The sequence below is a fragment of the Acidovorax sp. FG27 genome, from assembly GCF_040365715.1.
Taxonomy (GTDB): Bacteria; Pseudomonadota; Gammaproteobacteria; order Burkholderiales; family Burkholderiaceae_C; genus Paracidovorax.
This window is the reverse complement of record NZ_BAABVY010000012.1, coordinates 222,677-240,967: the sequence shown is the minus strand read 5'-3', so window position 1 is coordinate 240,967 and position 18,291 is coordinate 222,677. Positions and strand designations below refer to the sequence as shown.

General features: G+C 69.8%; 17 protein-coding genes. 6 read left to right on the top strand and 11 right to left on the bottom strand.

The genetic code is table 11. From position 1 onward, the window contains the following. Positions 1-11 precede the first annotated feature (11 nt). The 6 genes from ABWV53_RS17035 to ABWV53_RS17010 all read right to left on the bottom strand — a co-directional run bounded on the left by ABWV53_RS17035 (position 12) and on the right by ABWV53_RS17010 (position 8,692). A complete protein-coding gene (locus ABWV53_RS17035) occupies positions 12-1,880 on the bottom strand; it encodes a potassium transporter Kup (protein ID WP_353367342.1) in 1,869 nt (622 codons plus the stop codon). A gap of 242 nt (positions 1,881-2,122) precedes the next feature. Next, positions 2,123-3,421, bottom strand: coding sequence for a glutamate--cysteine ligase (gshA, locus tag ABWV53_RS17030; protein WP_353367341.1), 1,299 nt, complete (start codon positions 3,419-3,421; stop codon positions 2,123-2,125). A 149-nt stretch (positions 3,422-3,570) separates the two neighbouring features. Beyond that, positions 3,571-5,037, bottom strand: a complete 1,467-nt coding sequence (locus ABWV53_RS17025) for a TrkH family potassium uptake protein (RefSeq protein ID WP_353367340.1) — start codon at positions 5,035-5,037, stop codon at positions 3,571-3,573. A 94-nt stretch (positions 5,038-5,131) separates the two neighbouring features. After that, entirely contained in the window at positions 5,132-6,589 is a 1,458-nt protein-coding gene (gene trkA / locus ABWV53_RS17020; RefSeq protein WP_353367339.1) for a Trk system potassium transporter TrkA, read from the bottom strand. Between the two features lie 76 nt (positions 6,590-6,665). Continuing rightward, positions 6,666-7,946 carry a glutamate-5-semialdehyde dehydrogenase gene (locus ABWV53_RS17015; protein ID WP_353367338.1) on the bottom strand — a complete coding sequence of 427 codons (1,281 nt, stop codon included), beginning with the start codon at positions 7,944-7,946 and terminating at the stop codon, positions 6,666-6,668. 56 nt (positions 7,947-8,002) lie between these two features. Continuing rightward, positions 8,003-8,692: a dienelactone hydrolase family protein gene (locus ABWV53_RS17010; RefSeq protein ID WP_353367337.1), complete on the bottom strand. Its 690-nt coding sequence runs from the start codon at positions 8,690-8,692 to the stop codon at positions 8,003-8,005. A 207-nt stretch (positions 8,693-8,899) separates the two neighbouring features. Here ABWV53_RS17010 and ABWV53_RS17005 point away from each other — a divergent pair, with 207 nt between their 5' ends. The 4 genes from ABWV53_RS17005 (at position 8,900) to creC (ending at position 12,549) form a co-directional block, all read left to right on the top strand. After that, a complete protein-coding gene (locus tag ABWV53_RS17005; protein ID WP_353367336.1) occupies positions 8,900-9,655 on the top strand; it encodes an SDR family oxidoreductase in 756 nt (251 codons plus the stop codon). Continuing rightward, a complete protein-coding gene (locus ABWV53_RS17000) occupies positions 9,655-10,293 on the top strand; it encodes a MarC family protein (RefSeq protein WP_353367335.1) in 639 nt (212 codons plus the stop codon). Before ABWV53_RS17005 ends, ABWV53_RS17000 begins: the two co-directional genes overlap by 1 nt. Before the next feature lie 19 nt (positions 10,294-10,312). Further along, positions 10,313-11,005, top strand: a complete 693-nt coding sequence (locus tag ABWV53_RS16995; RefSeq protein WP_353367334.1) for a response regulator — start codon at positions 10,313-10,315, stop codon at positions 11,003-11,005. Between the two features lie 101 nt (positions 11,006-11,106). After that, positions 11,107-12,549 (top strand): two-component system sensor histidine kinase CreC, encoded by a 1,443-nt coding sequence (gene creC / locus ABWV53_RS16990; protein ID WP_353367333.1) that lies wholly within the window; start codon positions 11,107-11,109, stop codon positions 12,547-12,549. 13 nt (positions 12,550-12,562) lie between these two features. Here creC and ABWV53_RS16985 read toward each other — a convergent pair whose 3' ends face one another. Then, complete coding sequence (locus ABWV53_RS16985) at positions 12,563-13,753, bottom strand: ATP-binding protein (protein ID WP_353367332.1); 1,191 nt, start codon at positions 13,751-13,753, stop codon at positions 12,563-12,565. A 159-nt stretch (positions 13,754-13,912) separates the two neighbouring features. Here ABWV53_RS16985 and creD point away from each other — a divergent pair, with 159 nt between their 5' ends. Next, positions 13,913-15,358 carry a cell envelope integrity protein CreD gene (creD, locus tag ABWV53_RS16980; RefSeq protein ID WP_353367331.1) on the top strand — a complete coding sequence of 482 codons (1,446 nt, stop codon included), beginning with the start codon at positions 13,913-13,915 and terminating at the stop codon, positions 15,356-15,358. Beyond that, complete coding sequence (locus ABWV53_RS16975; protein ID WP_353367330.1) at positions 15,355-15,609, top strand: hypothetical protein; 255 nt, start codon at positions 15,355-15,357, stop codon at positions 15,607-15,609. The genes creD and ABWV53_RS16975 overlap by 4 nt, the downstream gene beginning before the upstream one ends. 17 nt (positions 15,610-15,626) lie before the next feature. Here the strand turns inward: ABWV53_RS16975 and ABWV53_RS16970 are convergent, their stop codons facing one another. The 4 genes from ABWV53_RS16970 to ABWV53_RS16955 all read right to left on the bottom strand — a co-directional run bounded on the left by ABWV53_RS16970 (position 15,627) and on the right by ABWV53_RS16955 (position 18,222). Next, positions 15,627-16,145, bottom strand: coding sequence for a hemerythrin domain-containing protein (locus ABWV53_RS16970; RefSeq protein ID WP_353367329.1), 519 nt, complete (start codon positions 16,143-16,145; stop codon positions 15,627-15,629). A 267-nt stretch (positions 16,146-16,412) separates the two neighbouring features. After that, positions 16,413-16,991, bottom strand: a complete 579-nt coding sequence (locus ABWV53_RS16965) for a hypothetical protein (protein WP_353367328.1) — start codon at positions 16,989-16,991, stop codon at positions 16,413-16,415. Between the two features lie 171 nt (positions 16,992-17,162). Then, positions 17,163-17,381 (bottom strand): CsbD family protein, encoded by a 219-nt coding sequence (locus tag ABWV53_RS16960; RefSeq protein WP_056669973.1) that lies wholly within the window; start codon positions 17,379-17,381, stop codon positions 17,163-17,165. A 220-nt stretch (positions 17,382-17,601) separates the two neighbouring features. Then, complete coding sequence (locus ABWV53_RS16955; RefSeq protein ID WP_353367327.1) at positions 17,602-18,222, bottom strand: phosphoadenosine phosphosulfate reductase domain-containing protein; 621 nt, start codon at positions 18,220-18,222, stop codon at positions 17,602-17,604. Positions 18,223-18,291 lie beyond the last annotated feature (69 nt).

The window sequence follows — 18,291 nt, the reverse complement described above, 5'->3', positions numbered from 1 at the left end:
GCCGCCGAGATTCAGATCTCGATCTTGGAGCCCAGCTCCACCACCGCGTTGCTGGGCAGGTTGAGGAAGCTGGCAGCGCCGCTGGCGTTGTGGTGCATCTGCGCGAACAGCTTCTCGCGCCACGGGGCCATGCCGCTGCCGATGGTGGGGATCACCACGTCGCGCGACAGGAAGTAGCTGGTGGTCATGCCGTCCAGCTCGCAGCCCCGCCCGCGCATGGCCTCCAGCGCCCGGGGCAGGTCGGGGTCGTTCTTGAAGCCGTAGTGCACCACCACCTGCCAGCAATCGCTGCCCAGCGGCTCCACCTGCAGGCGCTTTTCCATCCCGATCCAGGGCGTCTCGTGGCTGCGCACGGTGACGAACAGGTTCTGCTGGTGCAGCACTTTGTTGTGCTTGAGGTTGTGCAGCAGCGCGTTCGGCACGGCGCCCGGCTCGGCCGTCAGGAACACCGCCGTGCCGTCCACCCGCGTGGGCGGGCTGAGGAACACCGCCGTGAGGAAGTCGCGCAAATCGATGGAGTCTTCCCGCAGCTTGTCGTTGAGCAGCTCGCGCCCGCGCTTCCAGGTCATCATCAGCACGAACAGCGTCGTGCCGATCATCAGCGGGAACCAGCCGCCCTCGAACAGCTTGAGCAGGTTGGAGGTGAAGAACGCCAGATCGACCAGGAAGAAAAACCCGGTGGCCGCGATGCACAGCGCCAGCGGATAGCGCCAGCCATACCGGATGACGAAGAAGGTCAGCACGGTGGTGATCAGCATGTCGAGCGTGACGGCGATGCCGTAGGCCGCCGCCAGGTTGCTGCTGGAGCGGAACATGACCACCGCCAGCACGATGGCGACGAAGAGGCCCCAGTTGACGAACGGCATGTAGATCTGCCCGGTGTCGCGCACGCTGGTGTGCTGGATGTTGAGTCGCGGCAGATAGCCCAGCTGGATCACCTGCTTGGTCACGCTGAAGGCGCCGGTGATGAGCGCCTGCGAGGCGATCACCGTGGCCATGGTGGCCAACACCACCAGCGGGATGAGCGCCCAGTCGGGCGCCATCATGAAGAACGGGTTCTTCACCGCCTCGGGCTCGGCCAGCAGCAGCGCGCCCTGGCCGAAGTAGTTCAGCGTCAGTGCCGGCATGGCCACGCTGAACCAGGCCAGGCGGATGGGCTTCTTGCCGAAGTGGCCCAGGTCGGCGTAGAGCGCCTCGGCCCCCGTCACGCAGAGCACCACCGCGCCCAGGATGATGAAGCTGGTGCCCGGGTTGGCCAAGATGAAGCCGACCGCGTGGTGCGGGCTGAGCGCGCCCAGGATTTCCGGGTGGCCCACGATGTGCGGCACGCCCAGGGCGGCGATGGACGCGAACCACACCAGCGTGACCGGCCCGAAGTACCGCCCGATGCCGGCGGTGCCGCGCTTTTGCACGGCGAACAGGCAGAACAGCACCACCAGCGTGAGCGGAATCACGGCGCGGCGGAAGTGCGGCGAGACGACCTCCAGCCCCTCGACCGCCGACAGCACCGAGATGGCCGGTGTGATAACGCCATCGCCATAGAAGAGGCAGGTGCCGAAGATGCCCACGGCCAGCAGCACGGAGCGCAGCCGGGGCTTGTCCTTCACCGCCTGCGACGCGAGCGCCAGCATGGCGATCAGCCCGCCCTCGCCCTTGTTGTCGGCCCGCAGCACCAGCACCACATATTTCAGCGACACGATGACGGTGAGCGTCCAGAACAGGATGGACAGCACGCCGTACACGTTGCCGGGGGTGAAGGGCACATGGCCCGAGCCGAATACTTCCTTGACTGCGTAGAGAACGCTGGTGCCGATGTCGCCATACACGACGCCGATGGCGCCCAGCGTGAGCGCTGCGAGCGAGGATTTGGAGCTTTGCACTGGTGGGGCCGGGGCGCGCACGACGGCGCGGCCGGGTTCCGATTCTTGCGGGACCGCTATTGTGCGCCGGGCCGTTTACGCCGCGAGCCGGCCCGTGTCAGCCGGGGGCACAACTTGTTGCAAGTCCACCACGACGCCGCAGGCGGGCCCTCTTGCCGCGCAGTGGACCCACGCCCCGGCTTCGACAGGCTCAGCCCGGACGGCCATCGCCTCACCGGCAGGCATGGGCCCGGCGGTCACCGTCAGTCGTACACCTCGGCCTCGGGGTCCGTCGCCTCCAGCTCGTAGCTGGCGGCCAGCATCGCCAGGCGCGCCACCACGCCATACATATAGAAGCGGTTGGGCGCGCTGGCGCCCGGGCGGGCGCCGGGCTGGGGCAGATGGGTGCTGTGCTTGAAGGCCAGCGGCACGAAGCTCGCGCCCGGCGCGGCCAGGCTCTCGTCCACGCCCCGTTCGGCATGCATGCGGTAGAAGCCGCCCACCACGTAGCGGTCCATCATGTAGACCACCGGCTCGGCCACGGCTTCGTGCACCCGCTCGCGGGTCAGCACGCCCTCCTGGAGGATGACGTCGTGCACCGCCGCGCCGTCTTTCACGGCAGCGGCCTTGCCGCGGGGCTTGCGGCCGACCAGCGCGTCCAGGTCCTTGGCGTCGCGCACCGTCAGCACGCCGGGGGCCTGGGTGCCGTTGTCGGCCTTGACGATCACGAAGGGCTTCTCGTTGATGCCGTATTCCTTGTACTTGCGCCGCACCTTGGTCAGCTGCGCATCGACCGCGCCGCGCAGCTGCTCCAGGCCCGCGTCGGTCTGGAAGTTCACGCCCTCGCTGCGGCTGGAAAGCGGATTGATCAGCCACGGGTCGATGCCCAGCAGCTTGCCCAGGCGCTTGGCCACCTCCTCGTAGCTCTGGAAGTGGCGGCTCTTGCGGCGCACGCTCCAGCCGGCGTGCAGCGGGGGCAGCAGGTACTGCTCGTGCAGGTCCTCCAGGATGCCCGGCGGGCCGGCCGACAGGTCGTTGTTCAGCAGGATGGTGCAGGGGTCGAAATCCTTCAGGCCCAGGCGGCGCTTGCTGCGGATCACCGGCTCCAGCGTCACCGTCTCGCCGTCGGGCAGCGTCACCAGCGTGGGCTTCTTGATCTCCGGGCTGATAGAGCCCACCCGCACGTTCAGCCCCGCCATGTTGAAGATGCGCTGCAGCTGCACCACGTTCGACAGGTAGAACGTGTTGGTCGAATGGTTCTCCGGAATGATGAGCAGGTTGCGCGCCTCGGGGCAGATCTTCTCGATGGCCGCCATCGCCGCCTGCACGGCCAGCGGCAGCATCTCGTTGGTCAGGTGGTTCCAGCCGCCGGGAAAGAGGTTGGTGTCGACCGGGGCCAGCTTGAAGCCGGCGTTGCGGATGTCCACCGACGTGTAGAACGGCGGGGTGTGCTCCATCCACTCCAGGCGAAACCACCGCTCGATGGCGGGCATGGAGTCGAGGATGCGTTGTTCGAGTTCGTTGATCGGCCCGGTGAGGGCGGTGATGAGGTGCGGAACCATGAAACCCCTTGTGGGAGGAAGGGAAGACGCCCGCCCGGGGGCGCACGCTGACGAAAGATTGTAGGGAGATGGGGCCGCCCGGCCATTCCGCAACCCGGCATCCGGCCCCGCTGCCAGGCGCCAGTCCGCGGCCCGATCGACGCCGGCGCTCAGCGGCGCCAGAACGCGGGCGTCAGCAGCGCCATGAAGCTCAGGATCTCCAGCCGCCCGAGCAGCATCGCCAGCGTGCAGACCCACAGCTGGAAATCGGTCAGCACGGCGTAGGACGACGAAGGCCCCAGTTGGCCCAGGCCCGGCCCCATGCAGTGCACGCTGGCCAGGATGGCCGAGAACGCGGTGACCGGGTCGAGGTCGGTCAGCAGCAGCACCATGCTGAGCGTGACGATGGTGGCGCCATAGACCAGCATGAAGGCCAGCACCGAGAAGATCATGCGGTGGTCCACCACCGCGTCGCCCAGCCGCACCGGCTGCACGGCGCGCGGATGCACGATGCGCGTCATCTCCCGGCGCGCCTGCTTCAGCAAGATCAGCATGCGCACCATCTTGATGCCGCCGCCGGTCGATCCGGCGCTGGTCGCCACGCCCGACAAAAGCAGCATGAAGACCGGCGCGAACACCGGCCAGCCCAGGTAGTCGGTGGTGACGAAGCCGGTGGTGGTGGCCACCGAGATCACGTGGAACATGCCGTAGCGCAGCGCGTCCGAGAGCGGATACACGTTCTTCGCCCAGAGCAGCACCGACACCACCAGCCCGCCGCCGATCAGCGCCACCATGGTCGCCCGCATCTCCGCGTCGCGCCAGAAGCCGCGCAGGTGGCGCTTGCGCACGGCGATGAAATAGAGCGCGAAGTTGCAGCTGGCCAGCAGCATGAACACCACGGCGATGGCTTCGAGCAAGGGCGACGCGAAGTACGCGAAGCTCAGGTCGTGCGACGACAGCCCGCCCAGGCTCACGGTGGCGAACATGTGCATCAGCGCATCCTGCGGGCTCATGCCCGCGGCCCAGTAGGCCAGCGCGCAGACCACCGAGAAGAGCACGTACACGCCCCAGAGGCCCTTGGCCGTCTCCGTCATGCGCGGGGTCAGCTTGGTGTCCTTGACCGGGCCGGCGGCCTCGGCCTTGAAGAGCTGCGCGCCGCCCACGCCCAGCAGCGGCAGCACCGCCACGGCCAGGATCAGGATGCCCATGCCGCCGATCCACTGCATGAAGGTGCGCCACAGGTTCACCGACAGCGGCAGGCCGTCCAGGTCGGTCATCACCGTGCCACCGGTAGTGGTGAGACCGGACACCGCCTCGAAATAGGCATGCGTGAACGACAGCGGCCGGCCCAGTTCGTGCGTGGCGAAAAGCAGCGGCAGCGCGGCGAAGACCGGCAGCACCACCCACACCATCGACACCAGCATCACACCGTGGCGCGGCAGCAGTTCGCGCCGGTGGTGGCCCGTCTGCAGCCAGAGCATGGCGCCCACCGCCCAGGTGATAACCGCCGAGCCGATGTAGGTCAGCCAGAGCCCGTCCTCGGTCCACCAGGACGCCGCCAGCGGCACCGCCATGGAGGCGCCGAACATCGCCAGCAGCACGCTGAGCACGCGCAGAACGGGAAAGAGATCCGCCATGGAAGGGCCTAGCGAAGGAGGAAGGGAGGGACGGGGGGCGAGTGCGGGTGGAGGTGCGGGAGGAGGCGCGGGTGATGGTGCAGGGGCGGGTGCGTCAGAAGAACGTGGCGCTCACGCGGAACAGCTTCTCCACGTCGCGCACCAGCCGCTTGTGCGGCAGGAAGAACACCACGTGGTCGTTGCTCTCGATGACGGTGTGGCTGCGCGGGATGATGACTTCGGGCTCCTGCTCGGGCGTGGGCTCGGCGCCCTGGGCCTCCGGCAGGCCGCGCACGATCAGGCCCATGTGCACCTCGGCGGGCAGGTGGATCTCGCTGACCTTGCGGCCCACCACGCGCGAGCTCTTGCGGTCGCCCCGGGCCACGATCTCCAGCGCCTCGGCCACACCCCGGCGCAGGCTGTGCACCGCCTGCACGTCGCCACGCCGCACGTAGGCCAGCAGCTCGCCCAGCAGCGCCTGCGCGGGCGAGAGAGCGATGTCGATCTGCGTGCCGTGCATCAGGTCGGCGTAGCTGCGCCGGTTGATGAGCGCCAGCACCCGGCGCGCGCCCATGCGCTTGGCCAGCAGGCTGGCCATGATGTTGTTCTCGTCGTCGTCGGTGAGCGCCAGGAACAGGTCCACCTCTTCGACGCCCTCGTCACCCAGCAGGTCCTCGTCGGTCGCATCGCCGTGCAGCACCAGGATGTCGGTGGGCAGCTGCGCGGCCAGCGCCTGGCAGCGGGCGGCGTCCTCGTCGATGATCTTCACGTGGAAGCCGCCCTGCTGCGACAGCTGCCGCGCCAGCCGCTGGCCCACGCGGCCGCCGCCGGCCACCATGATGCGGCGCACCGGCCGCGCGGCCTGGTCGCCGCGCCGGTGCAGCGCGGCCAGCACCTGCGGAATGTGCTCGCGCGCGGACAGCACGAACACCTCGTCGCCCGGCTCCACGCGCGTGCCGCCGTCGCAGGGGATGAAGCGGTCGGGCTCTTCCGGAAAGCGGCGGTAAATGGCGACGATGCGCATGGCAACCTCGGGCGCCATCTCGCGCATGGTGGCGATCTTCATGCCCACCATGGGGGCGCCCAGCCGGGCCCGCACCGACACCAGGCACGCCCGGCCGCCCGCGAACTGCCGCACCTGCAGGGCTTCGGGGAATTCGACCAGTTTGCCGATGTAGCGGGTCAGCGACTCCTCGGGGCAGATGATGCGGTCCACGCCGAAGCCGTCCTTGCCCAGCAGCAGGCGGCCCTGCTCGGTGTCGAAGCCCGACGACCGCACGCGGGCGATGCGGGTGGGGACGTTGAACAGCAGCTGCGCCACCTTGCAGCAGACCAGGTTGGTTTCGTCCTGCGCGGCGCAGGCGATCAGCAGGTCGGTGTCGCGCGCGCCGGCCTCGGCCAGCACTTCGGGGTCGATGCCGTTGCCGACCACGCCGCGCAGGTCGAAGCGCGCCTCCAGGTCGCGCAGGCGTTCGCCATCGGTGTCGATGACGGTGATGTCGTTGCGTTCGGAGACCAGGCTCTCGGCCACGCTGTAGCCCACGCGGCCCGCGCCGAGGATGATGATTTTCATGCGGAATCGGCCTCTAGCGCAGTGGAATCAAGCGCGTACAGCTATCAAATCAGGAGCAAACCGTTCCAACCCGGCGTCAGGCCCGCACTTCGCCTTCGCCCAGCACCACCCACTTGAGCGAGGTCAGCCCCTCGATGCCGACCGGCCCGCGGGCGTGGAACTTGTCGGTGCTGATGCCGATCTCGGCGCCCAGGCCGTACTCGAAGCCGTCGGCAAAGCGCGTGCTGGCGTTCACCATCACGCTGGCCGAATCCACCTCGCGCAAAAAGCGCTGAGCATGCATGTGGTCGCGGGTGAGGATGGCGTCGGTGTGGTGGCTGCCGTAGCGGTTGATGTGGGCAATGGCTTCATCGACCCCCTCCACCACCTTGATGCTGATGATGGGCGCGAGGTACTCCTCGCCCCAATCCTGCTCGGTGGCCGGCACCAGCAGCGCGCCGGGCACGTCGGCCAAAAGAGCCAGCGATTCGGGGCAGCCGCGCATCTCCACGCCCTTGGCGGCATAGACCACGCCGATCTGCGGCAGGAATTCGGCCGCCACGCCGCGCGCGACCAGCAGGCCTTCGCTCGCGTTGCAGGGGCTGTACTTGTTCGTCTTGGCGTTGTCAGCCACCTTCACTGCCATGGCCACGTCGCAGGGGTCGTCCACATAGGTGTGGCAGTTGCCGTCCAGGTGCTTGATGACCGGCACCTTGGCATCGCGGCTGATGCGCTCGATCAGGCCCTTGCCGCCGCGCGGGATGATCACGTCCACATACTGCGGCATGGCGATGAGCTGGCCCACCGCCTCGCGGTCGGTGGTCTGCACCAGCTGCACCGCGTCTTCGGGCAGGCCGGCTTCGGCCAGGGCCTGCTGCACCAGGCGCGCCAACGCCTTGTTGGAATCGATGGCTTCGGAGCCGCCGCGCAGGATGCAGGCGTTGCCGCTCTTGATGCTGAGGCTGGCGGCCTCGATGGTCACGTTCGGGCGGCTCTCGTAGATCATGCCGAACACGCCGATCGGCACGCGCATCTGGCCCACGCGGATCCCGCTGGGCTGCTGCTTCATGCCCAGAATCTCGCCGATGATGTCCGGCATGGCGGCCAGCTGCTCGCAGCCCAGGGCGCAGGTCTCCAGCACCTTGGGGCTGAGCTTGAGCCGGTCCACCATGGGCTCGGCCAGGCCTGCGGCGCGGGCGCGCTCCAGGTCGCGGGCGTTGTCCTCTTGCAGGGCGCCGACGCTGCCCCGCAGCAGCCGGGCCAGCGCCAGCAACGCTCTGTTTTTAATAGCAGACGGTGCCCGCGCCATCAGCGCGGAGGCCGCTTTTGCCTGTAAACCGAGGGTCTGGGTGTATTCAGCGATGTTGAGCGCGTTCATGGGGTGATTTTGACGCACTCCGCCGCCGGGCCGCCCGGCGGGGGCTTCCCGTGCCCTCAGCCGACGTGGCGGGCCAGGAAAGCCTGGGTGCGCTCGGCCGCCGTGCGGGCCGCCGCCGCGTCGTAGGAGCCGCGCTGGTCGCAGTTGAAGCCGTGGTCGGCGTCGTAGAGGTGCACCTCGACTTCCGGGTGGGCGCGGCCGAAGGCTTCGACCGAATCGACCGGAATGAAATGGTCGCGCCGGCCGAAATGCGCCATCACCGGACAACGCGGCGTGCGGTCGACTTCCGCGCCCATCGTCATGCCGCCGCCGTAGTAGCAGATGGCGGCCGACAGGCCCTGCAGTTCGCAGGCGGCGCGCCAGGTCAGGAGGCCGCCCCAGCAGAAGCCGAAGATGCCGACCTTGCCGCCACCCAGCTGCGCCGCATGGGCGATGGCGGCCTGGATGTCGGGCAGCACACCCTGGCCGGGCAGCGCCTCGGCGCGGGACTTCAGCTCCATGCCGGCCTTCATGTCGGCGTCGGTGTAGCCCAGTTCCACGCCCGGCTCGACGCGCGCGAACATGGCCGGCGCCACCACCGCATAGCCTTGGGCGGCCCAGCGGTCGGCCACGTCGCGGATGTGCGAGTTGACGCCGAAGATCTCCTGCACCACCACCAGGCCGCCGCGTGGCGTGCCCTCGGGCAGGGCGACCCAGGCGGGCACGGTGAAACCATCGGCGGAAGTGAGATCGACGAACTGACCCATGGGACTGGCTCCTTGCAGTAGAGAAAGGGATTGGACGAACGAAACGGGCGGCGCGCCTGCCATGCCGACAGGCGGGCCGCACGGACGACGCGAAATCATCGTGCGCCCAGCGCCCCCGCCCCTGCCGGACGGCGCCGCGCAATGCTGTAATGCCGGGCATCGGGCGCCCGGTGCGGCGCGCCTGCATTCTTGCAGAAGGACCAGCGCATGAGCGATACCCCTCGAGTGGCATTGATCACCGGCGGCAGCCGGGGCATCGGCGCGGCCACCGCCCTGCTGGCCGCGCGCCAGGGCTGGGCGGTGGCCGTCAACTACGCCCGCAACGAAGCCGCCGCCCAGTCGGTGGTGCGGCAGATCGCCGAGGCCGGCGGCACGGCCATCGCCGTGCAGGGCGACGTGGCGGTGGAAGCGGACGTGGTGGCCATGTTCCAGGCGGTGGACGAGCGGCTCGGGCGCCTCGGCTGCCTGGTCAACAACGCCGGCGTGGTGGACGTGCCTGCCCGCGTGGACGAGATGAGTGGCGAGCGCCTGCGCCGCATGTTCGACATCAACGTGCTGGGCAGCTTCTACTGCGCCCGCGAGGCGGTGCGCCGCATGAGCACCCGGCACGGCGGCGCGGGCGGCAGCATCGTGAACGTCTCCAGCGCCGCCGCCCGGATCGGCGCGGCCGGCCAGTACGTGGACTACGCGGCCGCCAAGGGCGCCGTCGACGTGCTGACGCTGGGCCTGGCGCGCGAGGTGGCGGCGGAAGGCATCCGCGTGAACGCCGTGCGGCCCGGGCTGATCGAGACCGAGATCCACGCCAGCGGCGGCCTGCCCGACCGCGTGCGCGACCTGGCCCACCTGGTGCCGATGGGGCGCGGCGGCACGGCGGGCGAAGTGGCCGAGGCCATCGTATGGCTGATGGGCGACGCCTCGCCCTACACCACCATGACGCTCATGGAAGTCTCCGGAGGCCGCTGATGGAATCGCTGAAACCCCTGATCGCCCTGCTGGCCATCGTCAATCCGCTGGCCATCGTGCCGTTCTTCATCCACTACACGGCGGGCTTCTCGTCAGCCGAGCGGCGCCGCACCATCCAGGTCGCATCGTTCAGCGCGTTCTGCGTGATCGCCGCCTGCGCGCTGCTGGGCCTGCAGATCCTGGCGTTCTTCAACATCTCGCTGCAGAGCTTCCAGGTGGGCGGCGGCATGCTGCTGCTCATCAGCGCGCTGAACATGCTCAACGCCCAGCCCGCCGAGGCCAAGCCGCACACCAACGAGCTGCAGGCCGGCGCCGAGAAGGCCGCCCAGGGCGACAGCATCGCCGTGGTGCCGCTGACCATTCCGCTCCTGACGGGCCCGGCCAGCATGTCCACCGTGGTGATCTACGCCGACCGCGCCCAGACCTTCTGGCAGCACGCGGCGCTGGTGGGCTACGGCGTGGTCATCGCCGTCGCCACGGCGCTGTGCTTCGCGCTGGCCGACCCCATTGCCCGCGTGCTGGGCAAGACCGGCATCAACGTGATGACGCGGCTGATGGGGCTGATCCTCGCCGCGCTGGCGGTGGAGGTGATGGCCGACGGGCTGGGCAAGCTCTTTCCGGTGCTGGTCGCACGCTGACCCAGCGGAACGCCCGCCGATGCCCGCCCACATCCTGCTGGTCGAAGACGACCCCGCCATCGCCCGCACCGTGACCTATGCGCTCGAGCGCGAGGGCCTGGCCACCCGCCACAGCCTGCTGCTGCGCGATGCGCGTGCACAGCTGCACGGCGGCACGGCCTTCGACCTGCTGGTGCTGGACGTGGGCCTGCCGGACGGCAACGGGCTGGAGCTGCTGCGCGAGCTGCGCCAGGCCGGCCAGGCCCTGCCCGTGCTGGTGCTGAGCGCCCAGGGCGAGGAGATCGACCGCGTGCTGGGCCTGGAGCTGGGCGCCGACGACTATCTGCCCAAGCCCTTCAGCCCGCGCGAGCTGGCCGCACGCGTGAAGGCGCTGCTGCGGCGCGCCGGCACCGCCCCGGCCCCTGTCGCGGGCGGCGCCCCCGCCCGCCCGTTCCGCGACGACGCCGCCGGCCAGCGCATGCACCTGCACGGCCGCCCGCTGGCGCTGACGCGGCGCGAGTACCGCCTGCTGTCGGCGCTGGTGGCAGGCGGCGCCGGGCGCATCCATTCGCGCGACGCGCTGCTGGCCGCGGCCTGGGGCGACGACAGCGACAGCACCGACCGCACGGTGGACACGCACATCAAGACCCTGCGCGCCAAGCTGCGCGAGGCCGACCCGGCGCGCGAATACATCGGCACGCACCGGGGCATGGGCTACAGCCTGGACGCCTGAGTTCGGCATGAAATCCGAATCGAATCGGCCGCTGGCGCCCGATATTCAAGCGCCTACAGCTATCATTTCAATAGCATTTACCTCCCTGCCGGCCTGAACCCATGCGCCTCGGCATCCGCCTGCTGTTCGCCTTCTTCCTCATCAACGGCATCGCCGCGTTCTTCGTGCTGCGCGTGTTCACGGCCGAGATCAAGCCCAGCGTGCGCGAGGTGATGGAGGACATGATGGTGGACACCGCCAACCTGCTGGCCGAGCTGGCGTCCGACGACCTGGCCGCCGGCCGGCTGCGGGCCGACGCCCCGGACGCGCCCGATAGCGCCTTCGCCCGCCACGTGCGCGCCTATGCCAGCCGGCCCATCGACGCGGCGATCTGGGGGTTCTCCAAGCAGACGCTGGACTTCCGCATCTACGTGACCGACGCCACCGGCCGGGTCGTCTTCGACAGCGAGCGCAAGGCCGTGGGCGAGGACTATTCGCAGTGGCGCGACGTGGCCCGCACCCTGCGCGGCGAATACGGCGCCCGCGCCAGCCGCGACGTGGCGAGCGACGAGACCAGCGGCGTGATGTACGTGGCCGCGCCCATCCGGGTGGGCGGCCGCATCGCCGGCGTGCTCACGGTCGCCAAGCCCACGCGCGCCGTGCAGCGCTTCATCGACCGGGCCGAGAACAAGGTGCTGCGCGGCGGCGTGCTGCTGCTGGTGCTGTCGGCGCTGGTGGGCGTGGCCGTGACGGTGTGGACCGTGTGGCACGTGCGCCGCCTGCGCGACTACGCCCTGAGCGTGCAGGCGCCCGGCGATTCTGCCGCCCCGCCGCCGCCCGTGCCGCAGGTGCCGGGCGAGCTGGGCGACCTGGCCCGCGCCATGGACCGCATGCGCGAGCGCCTGCAGGGCCGCGACTACATCGAAGGCTATGTACGCGCCCTCACGCACGAGCTGAAGAGCCCCGTCGCCGCCATCCGCGGCGCCGGCGAGCTGCTGCAGGACGAGCTGCCCCCGCACGACCGCGCGCAGTTCGCCCGCCAGGTGGTGGAGCAGAGCGAGCGCCTGCAGCGCCTGATCGACCGGCTGCTGGAGCTCAGCAAGCTCGAGCAGCGCCAGCACGCCGAGGCCGCCTCGCCCGTCGCCTTGCACGCTTGCGCCGAGCGCGCCGTGCAGCAGGCCACGGCCCGCGCCCGCCAGCGCGGCGTGGCCCTGCTGCTCTCGGGCGACGGCGCCAGCGGAGCGTGGGAGGCCGAGCTGGTCACCCTCGCCATCGGCAACCTGATCGACAACGCCATCGACTTTTCGCCGGCAGGCGGCACCGTGCGGGTGCAGGTGGAAGGCGCTTCGGTGACGGTGCAGGACGAAGGCCCCGGCGTACCCGACTACGCCCTGCCCCGCCTGGGCGAGCGCTTCTTCACCACCGCCCGGCCCGACGGCACGCGCAGCGGCTCCGGCCTGGGGCTGGCCATCGTGCGGCGGGTGATGGCGCTGCATGGGGGCGGGATGGAGTTCCCCGCCGGGGCACGGCGGGGCTTCACGGTGCGGCTGCGCCTGCCGTCCTGACACCGGCTCCGTGTCAGGCGTCGTCGTCCAGGGCCAGCAGCCCCTGCGGCGACGTCGGCGGCCAGGCGTTGGCACCCACCCGCTCGGTGTACCAACGGTGCATGCCGGCATCCTCCACCGCGTACTCGCCGCGGGCCGACTTCCAGACCAGGGCGGGCGTGCGTTGGCGCAAGGCCTCCAGCGCCTTCTGCGCCTGGGCGGCGCTGACCGGATGGCCCGTGGCGGCGCGATAGAAGCGCAGCGCCTCGCCGTCGTAAGGCCGGAACTTCGGCCCTTGCTCCAGCATCCGCCACAGCACCGCCTGTTCGGTCGGCTTCAGGCCCAGGAAATCGGATTCCATCTGTGCCTCGTCGCGCGCCTGGCGCTGGCGGGCCGCCTCCATCAGCGCCACTTCGAAACGCCCCGACACGTCCGCCAGCGGGCTGAGCACCTGTCCCAGCGCGGCCATGAAGAACTGCGGCCTGAAACCGAACACCTCGAACGCCCGCGCCAGCGCCTGTCGGTCGACGGGGCGCAGCGCGGGACGCTGGGCTTCGACGAGCGCGGCGACGTGGGCGATGAAGTCCGGGCCCAGCGGCGGCATGCGCTGCACCTGCGACCCGTAGAAAGGCGCGCCGGACGTGTTCACCAGCCGCATGAGCTTGTCGCGGTCGGAGCCGGACATCACCAGCATGAGATTGACCTGCCCGGGCCGGTTCAGCTGGTCGCGCGCCGATTTGAGCGCCGTCATGGCCGCCTCGCCCGCCTCGCTGGTGAGCGCATGCTGCGCTTCGTCGATGATCAGCGCCACGGGCTTGCCGGAAGCGGTGTGCAGCAGGCGCAAGGCCTCGGCCAGGGTCGTGCCGTCGACCTGCCCGATCTTGCGCAGGTCGATCTCCAGCGCGCCCGCCACCTTGACCTTGTCCAGCCCGGCCTTGCGCGCCGTGCGGGCGACCACGCCCAGATGCGGCTCCAGGGCACGCCCGATCGCCTCGGCGATCAGCAGGCCGGGGTCACGCCGTGGATCGGCCCAGAGATCCACATACGCGACCACCACATCGGCGGCCTGCAGCGCCGGGGTGAGGTCGGCCTGCAGGAAGGTGGTCTTGCCCGTTCTTCGGGGCGCGGCGACGAACAGGCCGTTGTGGGCGTCGCCCAGCAGGGCGTCGCCGCGAAGGGCGGCCACCATCTCCGCCGCGAGCATCTTCCGGGGATAGGCGATCATTCTTCATCCATAATTATCGGAATTCCGATATTTTATCTTCAAATGAGTAATTGAAGCTAAAACGCAGCCAACGGTCTTCACGTTCGCTTCACACACCTCATCCTGGCTTCACCGTCGACTTCGAGACTGGCGCCCTCGTTGACCGACCCGGAGCCTGTCTTGTTCAAACACCCCCTCTTCACAAAAGTCGCCGCCCTGGCGATCGTCACCCTCCTGCTGCTCATCGGCCTGGGCCTGATCGCCGATGTGGTCCGCGACCGGCAGCGGTACCGGGCCGAGGCGGCCCGGGGCGTGGCGCAGAGCCTGGCGGGCCCGCAGACCCTGCTGGGGCCGCTGCTGCACAGCGCCTGCGTCGAGACCTGGGAAGCGGCCAGCGGCAAGGGCGCGGAGCGGCGCGTGGAAGAGCAGCGGCGCGAATTCCGCCTCACCGCCATGCCCGCGCGCCTGCAGATGCAGACGGCCGCGCTCATGCAGGAGCGCGCCCGGGGGCTACACAAGGTCAACGCCTTCACCCTGAAGGCGCAGGTGACGGCACAGTGGGCGTCGCTGGCCGCCCTGGTGCCGCAGGCGACGGTGAAGGGCTCGCGCCTGCAGTGCGGCGCCCCCATCCTGATGCTGGCGGTGGCCGATGCGCGGGGCATCCGCCTGGCGCGGGCGCAGGTGTCGGGGCAGAGCCAGGAGCTGGCGCTCAAGCCGGGCACGTTCCACCCGGTGTTCACGCGCGGGCTGCACGCGATGCTGCCGGAGGGGCTGCGCGGCCAGGCCGAGCCGCTGGAGGTGTCGGTCGACCTGGAACTGCTGGGCACCGAGCAGCTGTCCATCGTGCCGCTGGGCGATGCCACCGACGTGCAGATGCAGAGCGCCTGGCCGCACCCCTCGTTCGCCGGCCGCTTTCTGCCCGCCGAGCGCGACCTGCAGGCCGATGGGTTCACCGCGCGCTGGCGGCTGTCGTCGCTGGCCACCACGGCGCAGCAGGACGTGGCGCAGGGCCGGCGCCTGTGCCTGGCCGATGCGCAGGGCTACGCGATGGACGACGGCGCGGAGGTGGCGGCGCCGTCCTCGGTCGAAGGCGGCCGGGGCGGCTGCACCGACGCCTTCAGCGTGGCCTTCGTGGACCCGGTGAACCCCTATTCCCTCTCCGACCGCGCCACCAAGTACGGCGTGCTGTTCATCGCGCTCACCTTCGTGGCGGTGGGCCTGTTCGAGCTGATGGGGCGCGGCCCGCAGGCGACCCGGCTGCGCGTGCACCCGGTGCAGTACCTGCTGGTGGGCGCGGCCCTGTGCAGCTTCTTCCTGCTGCTGGTGAGCCTGTCGGAGCATCTGGCGTTCGGGCTGTCGTACGCGGTGGCGGCCAGCGCCTGCGTGCTGCTGCTGGGCTACTACGCCATCCACATGCTGGGCAGCGTGCGGCGCGGCCTGCCCTTTGGAGCGGGCATCGCCGTGCTCTATGGCCTGCTCTACGTGCTGTTGCAGCTGGAGCAGACGGCGCTGGCGGTGGGGTCCATCGCTCTCTTCCTGGTGCTGGGCGCGGTGATGGTGCTGACGCGCAAGGTCGACTGGTACGGCACGGGACACGCCAGCGCGGCCTCGCCGGAGGCCGCATGACCGGCGGCATGCCGGGCGCGGGCGAACTGGCGCCGGCGGAGGCCGAGCGCGTGCGGCGCTACCACGACCGCCTGCTGGGCGCGCTGCAGGCACGCGACCGCGCGGCCCTGCGCGAGGTCAAGCAGGAAGTTTTGCAGGCCGCCTACGCGACGGCGCCGCAGGGCGTGCGGTCGGTGGGCCTGCGCCGGGCGCTGCGGCTGCTGGCCTGGCGCATGGCGGCACTGCGGCTGCCGCGCAGGCGGGCCGATTGACGCCCCGGCCGGCTGCCTCAGGCCGGGATGGCCGGGGCGGGCCGGGCGGGCCGGGCGGGCGACTGGCCCGAACAGGCGCCGCCGCAGCCTTGCAGGGGCGTGGCAGGCAGGTGCGCGGGCAACGCCACCTCGCCGGTGGCCGGGTCGAAGCCGACCCGGCGCAGGTGCAGCGCCAGGGCGGCGTCCATGGTCTGCGTATGCCGTGGGAACCACGCCGCGAGTTCATCCGCCATGGTCCGCAGCACGTGCAGTTCGCCATGCCGCTGCGCGCGCTCGGTGCCTTCGCCCAGCACCTGCAGGATGACGCGGTGCTGCAGCGAATGGCAATTGCCGGCGGCAAAGCGGGTGGCCTGCATCCAGCGGTCTTCCTGCCCGAAATGCGCAACCGTGTGGTCCACCAGCGCGTGCCACGCCGGCAGCAGCGCGGCATCGGCGGCCGCCTGCACGGCCGCCAGCAGATGGACGAATTCCTCGTGCGTCGCATCCATCGCCGGCAGCTCGAGTGCCAGCCCGTCCGACCATTCCAATCGCGTCATTGCATTCACCGTCCTTTGCTGCGCCGGCCGGGGTGGCGGGCGAAAAAGCAGCTTAGGCGGTGTGGCGGCGGCCGGCCTTGCGCCAGATCAGCGTGCCCGGCCGGGCGAGCGCACCATCTGCCGAAGCGACGCCGCCGTCCGTGCGGAAACGAGCGAGCCCCGCCATGGCGGGGCTCGAAGCACGGTAGCGGCAGCGGCGCCAGGCCGCGGGCGCTCCGCGTCTTGTGTAGTGGAGTGACAGGCGCAGTTGCCGTGGAGATCAGCCGATCACTGGCCGTACATGCGCTTGGCGTCCGCCACGCACTTGTCCTTGGCATCGCCGCTCATCGTGTCGCAGCGTTCCTTGGCGGCCTTGTACTGGGCTTCGCGCTTCTCGGCCGTGGCTTCCTGCTTCACTTCGGCGACGTTGGCATCCTTCTTGGCGGCGCTGTCGGCGGGCTTGGCCTGGGCGCGGGCGACCTTGGCGTTTTCCTTGGCGGTCACATGGGCGGCCTTGGCGTCCTTCTGGCAGACGTTCTTGGCGTCGCCGCTCAGGTCGTCGCACTTTTCCTTGGCGACGGCGTAGTCGGCGTCGGCACGGGCCTCGGCCACCTTGTAGGTGTTCTTGTCGCTGGGCTTGTAGCGGGATTCGAGGTCGGCCTTGGCGACGTTTTCAGCGCCCTTGGCTTCCTTCATGCAGATGTCCTTGGCGTTGGCGGTCAGTGCGTCGCACTTCGCCTTGTTGGCCTTGTAGTCGGCAGAGATCTGGTCCTTGGCGGCCTTGTGTTCGGCGCTGGTCATGGCCATGGCGGAAGTTGCCAGCATGCCGGCGGCGACGATGGCGATCAGGTGACGTGCGTGCTTCATGGAAGTCTCCTCGGGTCTGTTGCGGTTTTGATGCCGGGCCAGGCGGCTGCCCCATCGGGCAACCGGGCTCAGGCTTGTTGTGGTTTGGGGAAAAGGAATCAGGGAATCAGCCAGGGACCGGTGTGGGCCCCGGGCGCCCGCCGCGCCGGTGGGCTCGGCGGGTGGAATCCATCAACGGTCGTAGCGGAAGTCCGGGTTGCGGCCTTCCCACGACTTCAGCTGCTCTTCGGCGGCGTCCTTGGCCAGGCCGTGGCGCTCCTGCAGCTTGCCCAGCAGCTGGTCGCGCTTGCCGGCGGCGACGTCGAGATCGTCGTCGGTAAGCTTGCCCCATTGCTCCTTGATCTTGCCGGTGAACTGCTTCCAGTTGCCCTTGACGGTGTCTTCGTTCATGGCCATCTCCTTTGCGTTGGTTGTCGCTTCCTTTGCTTCCCCGACATGGGTCAGCGCTGGTCCGGATGCGATGCAAGCACTGTAGAAGCGCCCCCGGGGCAGGTCCGTAGGCGCGGTCACGCAGCCCGCGTCAGTTCAAGCCTACGGTGGCGGCAGGCACAAAAAAAGCGTGCACCCCGGCACGCTCGTTTCACCACCGCAGTCGCGGTCGGCCCGCGGGTCAGTGCGACAGATGCAGCCCGCACTCGCGGTTGTCCTCGCCCTTGGTCGGATCGACATAGTCGAAGTTGTTGGGCAAGCCGTGCGCCTGCAGGTATTCGTACAGCTCCTTCGAAGACCAGTGCAGCAGCGGCGCGACCTTGACGAGCCCGTCGGGATTGATGCTGACCGGATCCATCTGCGCCCTCACCGCGGTGTCGGTGGCCCGCAAGGCGGTGAACCACACCTGCGGCGCGGTCTCGCGCAGGGCGCGGGCAAAGGGTTCGAGCTTCACTTCTTCGGTGAAGGCGGCGTGGCGCGGGTCGTCCAGCGCGGGCACCGGGCCTTCCACCGCCTCGCGGTGCGCGCGCGAGCGGCGCGGCAGGTAGATGCTCAGGTTCAGCCCCAGCTGCTTGGTCACTTCGTCGGCGAAGCGATAGGTAGCCTCGGTGTTGTAGCCGTTGTCCATCCACACCACCGGAATGTCGGGCCGGGCGCGGGTGCACATGTGCAGGATCACCGCCTCGAACGGGCGGAAGTTGGTGGTGACGATGGCCGGCCGGCCCAGGCCGATGGCCCAGTCCACCAGGCCCTGGGCGTCGCGGCCCAGGGTGGCGTTGATGTGTGCGAGGTCGATGCTCATGGATGTCCCGGAAGTGGCGTGGATAGGGCGCGCCCAGGTGGCGCCCCGCTGCCGGGATTGTGCCCGCCG

What these genes read in the sequence shown, in the direction of transcription:
- gshA (WP_353367341.1), bottom strand. Translation starts at nt 3,421, where the DNA reads ATGGTTCCGCACCTCATCACCGCCCTCACCGGGCCGATCAACGAACTC.
- ABWV53_RS17025 (WP_353367340.1), bottom strand. Translation starts at nt 5,037, where the DNA reads ATGGCGGATCTCTTTCCCGTTCTGCGCGTGCTCAGCGTGCTGCTGGCG.
- trkA (WP_353367339.1), bottom strand. Translation starts at nt 6,589, where the DNA reads ATGAAAATCATCATCCTCGGCGCGGGCCGCGTGGGCTACAGCGTGGCC.
- ABWV53_RS17015 (WP_353367338.1), bottom strand. Translation starts at nt 7,946, where the DNA reads ATGAACGCGCTCAACATCGCTGAATACACCCAGACCCTCGGTTTACAG.
- ABWV53_RS17010 (WP_353367337.1), bottom strand. Translation starts at nt 8,692, where the DNA reads ATGGGTCAGTTCGTCGATCTCACTTCCGCCGATGGTTTCACCGTGCCC.
- ABWV53_RS17005 (WP_353367336.1), top strand. Translation starts at nt 8,900, where the DNA reads ATGAGCGATACCCCTCGAGTGGCATTGATCACCGGCGGCAGCCGGGGC.
- ABWV53_RS17000 (WP_353367335.1), top strand. Translation starts at nt 9,655, where the DNA reads ATGGAATCGCTGAAACCCCTGATCGCCCTGCTGGCCATCGTCAATCCG.
- ABWV53_RS16995 (WP_353367334.1), top strand. Translation starts at nt 10,313, where the DNA reads ATGCCCGCCCACATCCTGCTGGTCGAAGACGACCCCGCCATCGCCCGC.
- creC (WP_353367333.1), top strand. Translation starts at nt 11,107, where the DNA reads ATGCGCCTCGGCATCCGCCTGCTGTTCGCCTTCTTCCTCATCAACGGC.
- ABWV53_RS16985 (WP_353367332.1), bottom strand. Translation starts at nt 13,753, where the DNA reads ATGATCGCCTATCCCCGGAAGATGCTCGCGGCGGAGATGGTGGCCGCC.
- ABWV53_RS16975 (WP_353367330.1), top strand. Translation starts at nt 15,355, where the DNA reads ATGACCGGCGGCATGCCGGGCGCGGGCGAACTGGCGCCGGCGGAGGCC.
- ABWV53_RS16970 (WP_353367329.1), bottom strand. Translation starts at nt 16,145, where the DNA reads ATGACGCGATTGGAATGGTCGGACGGGCTGGCACTCGAGCTGCCGGCG.
- ABWV53_RS16965 (WP_353367328.1), bottom strand. Translation starts at nt 16,991, where the DNA reads ATGAAGCACGCACGTCACCTGATCGCCATCGTCGCCGCCGGCATGCTG.
- ABWV53_RS16960 (WP_056669973.1), bottom strand. Translation starts at nt 17,381, where the DNA reads ATGAACGAAGACACCGTCAAGGGCAACTGGAAGCAGTTCACCGGCAAG.
- ABWV53_RS16955 (WP_353367327.1), bottom strand. Translation starts at nt 18,222, where the DNA reads ATGAGCATCGACCTCGCACACATCAACGCCACCCTGGGCCGCGACGCC.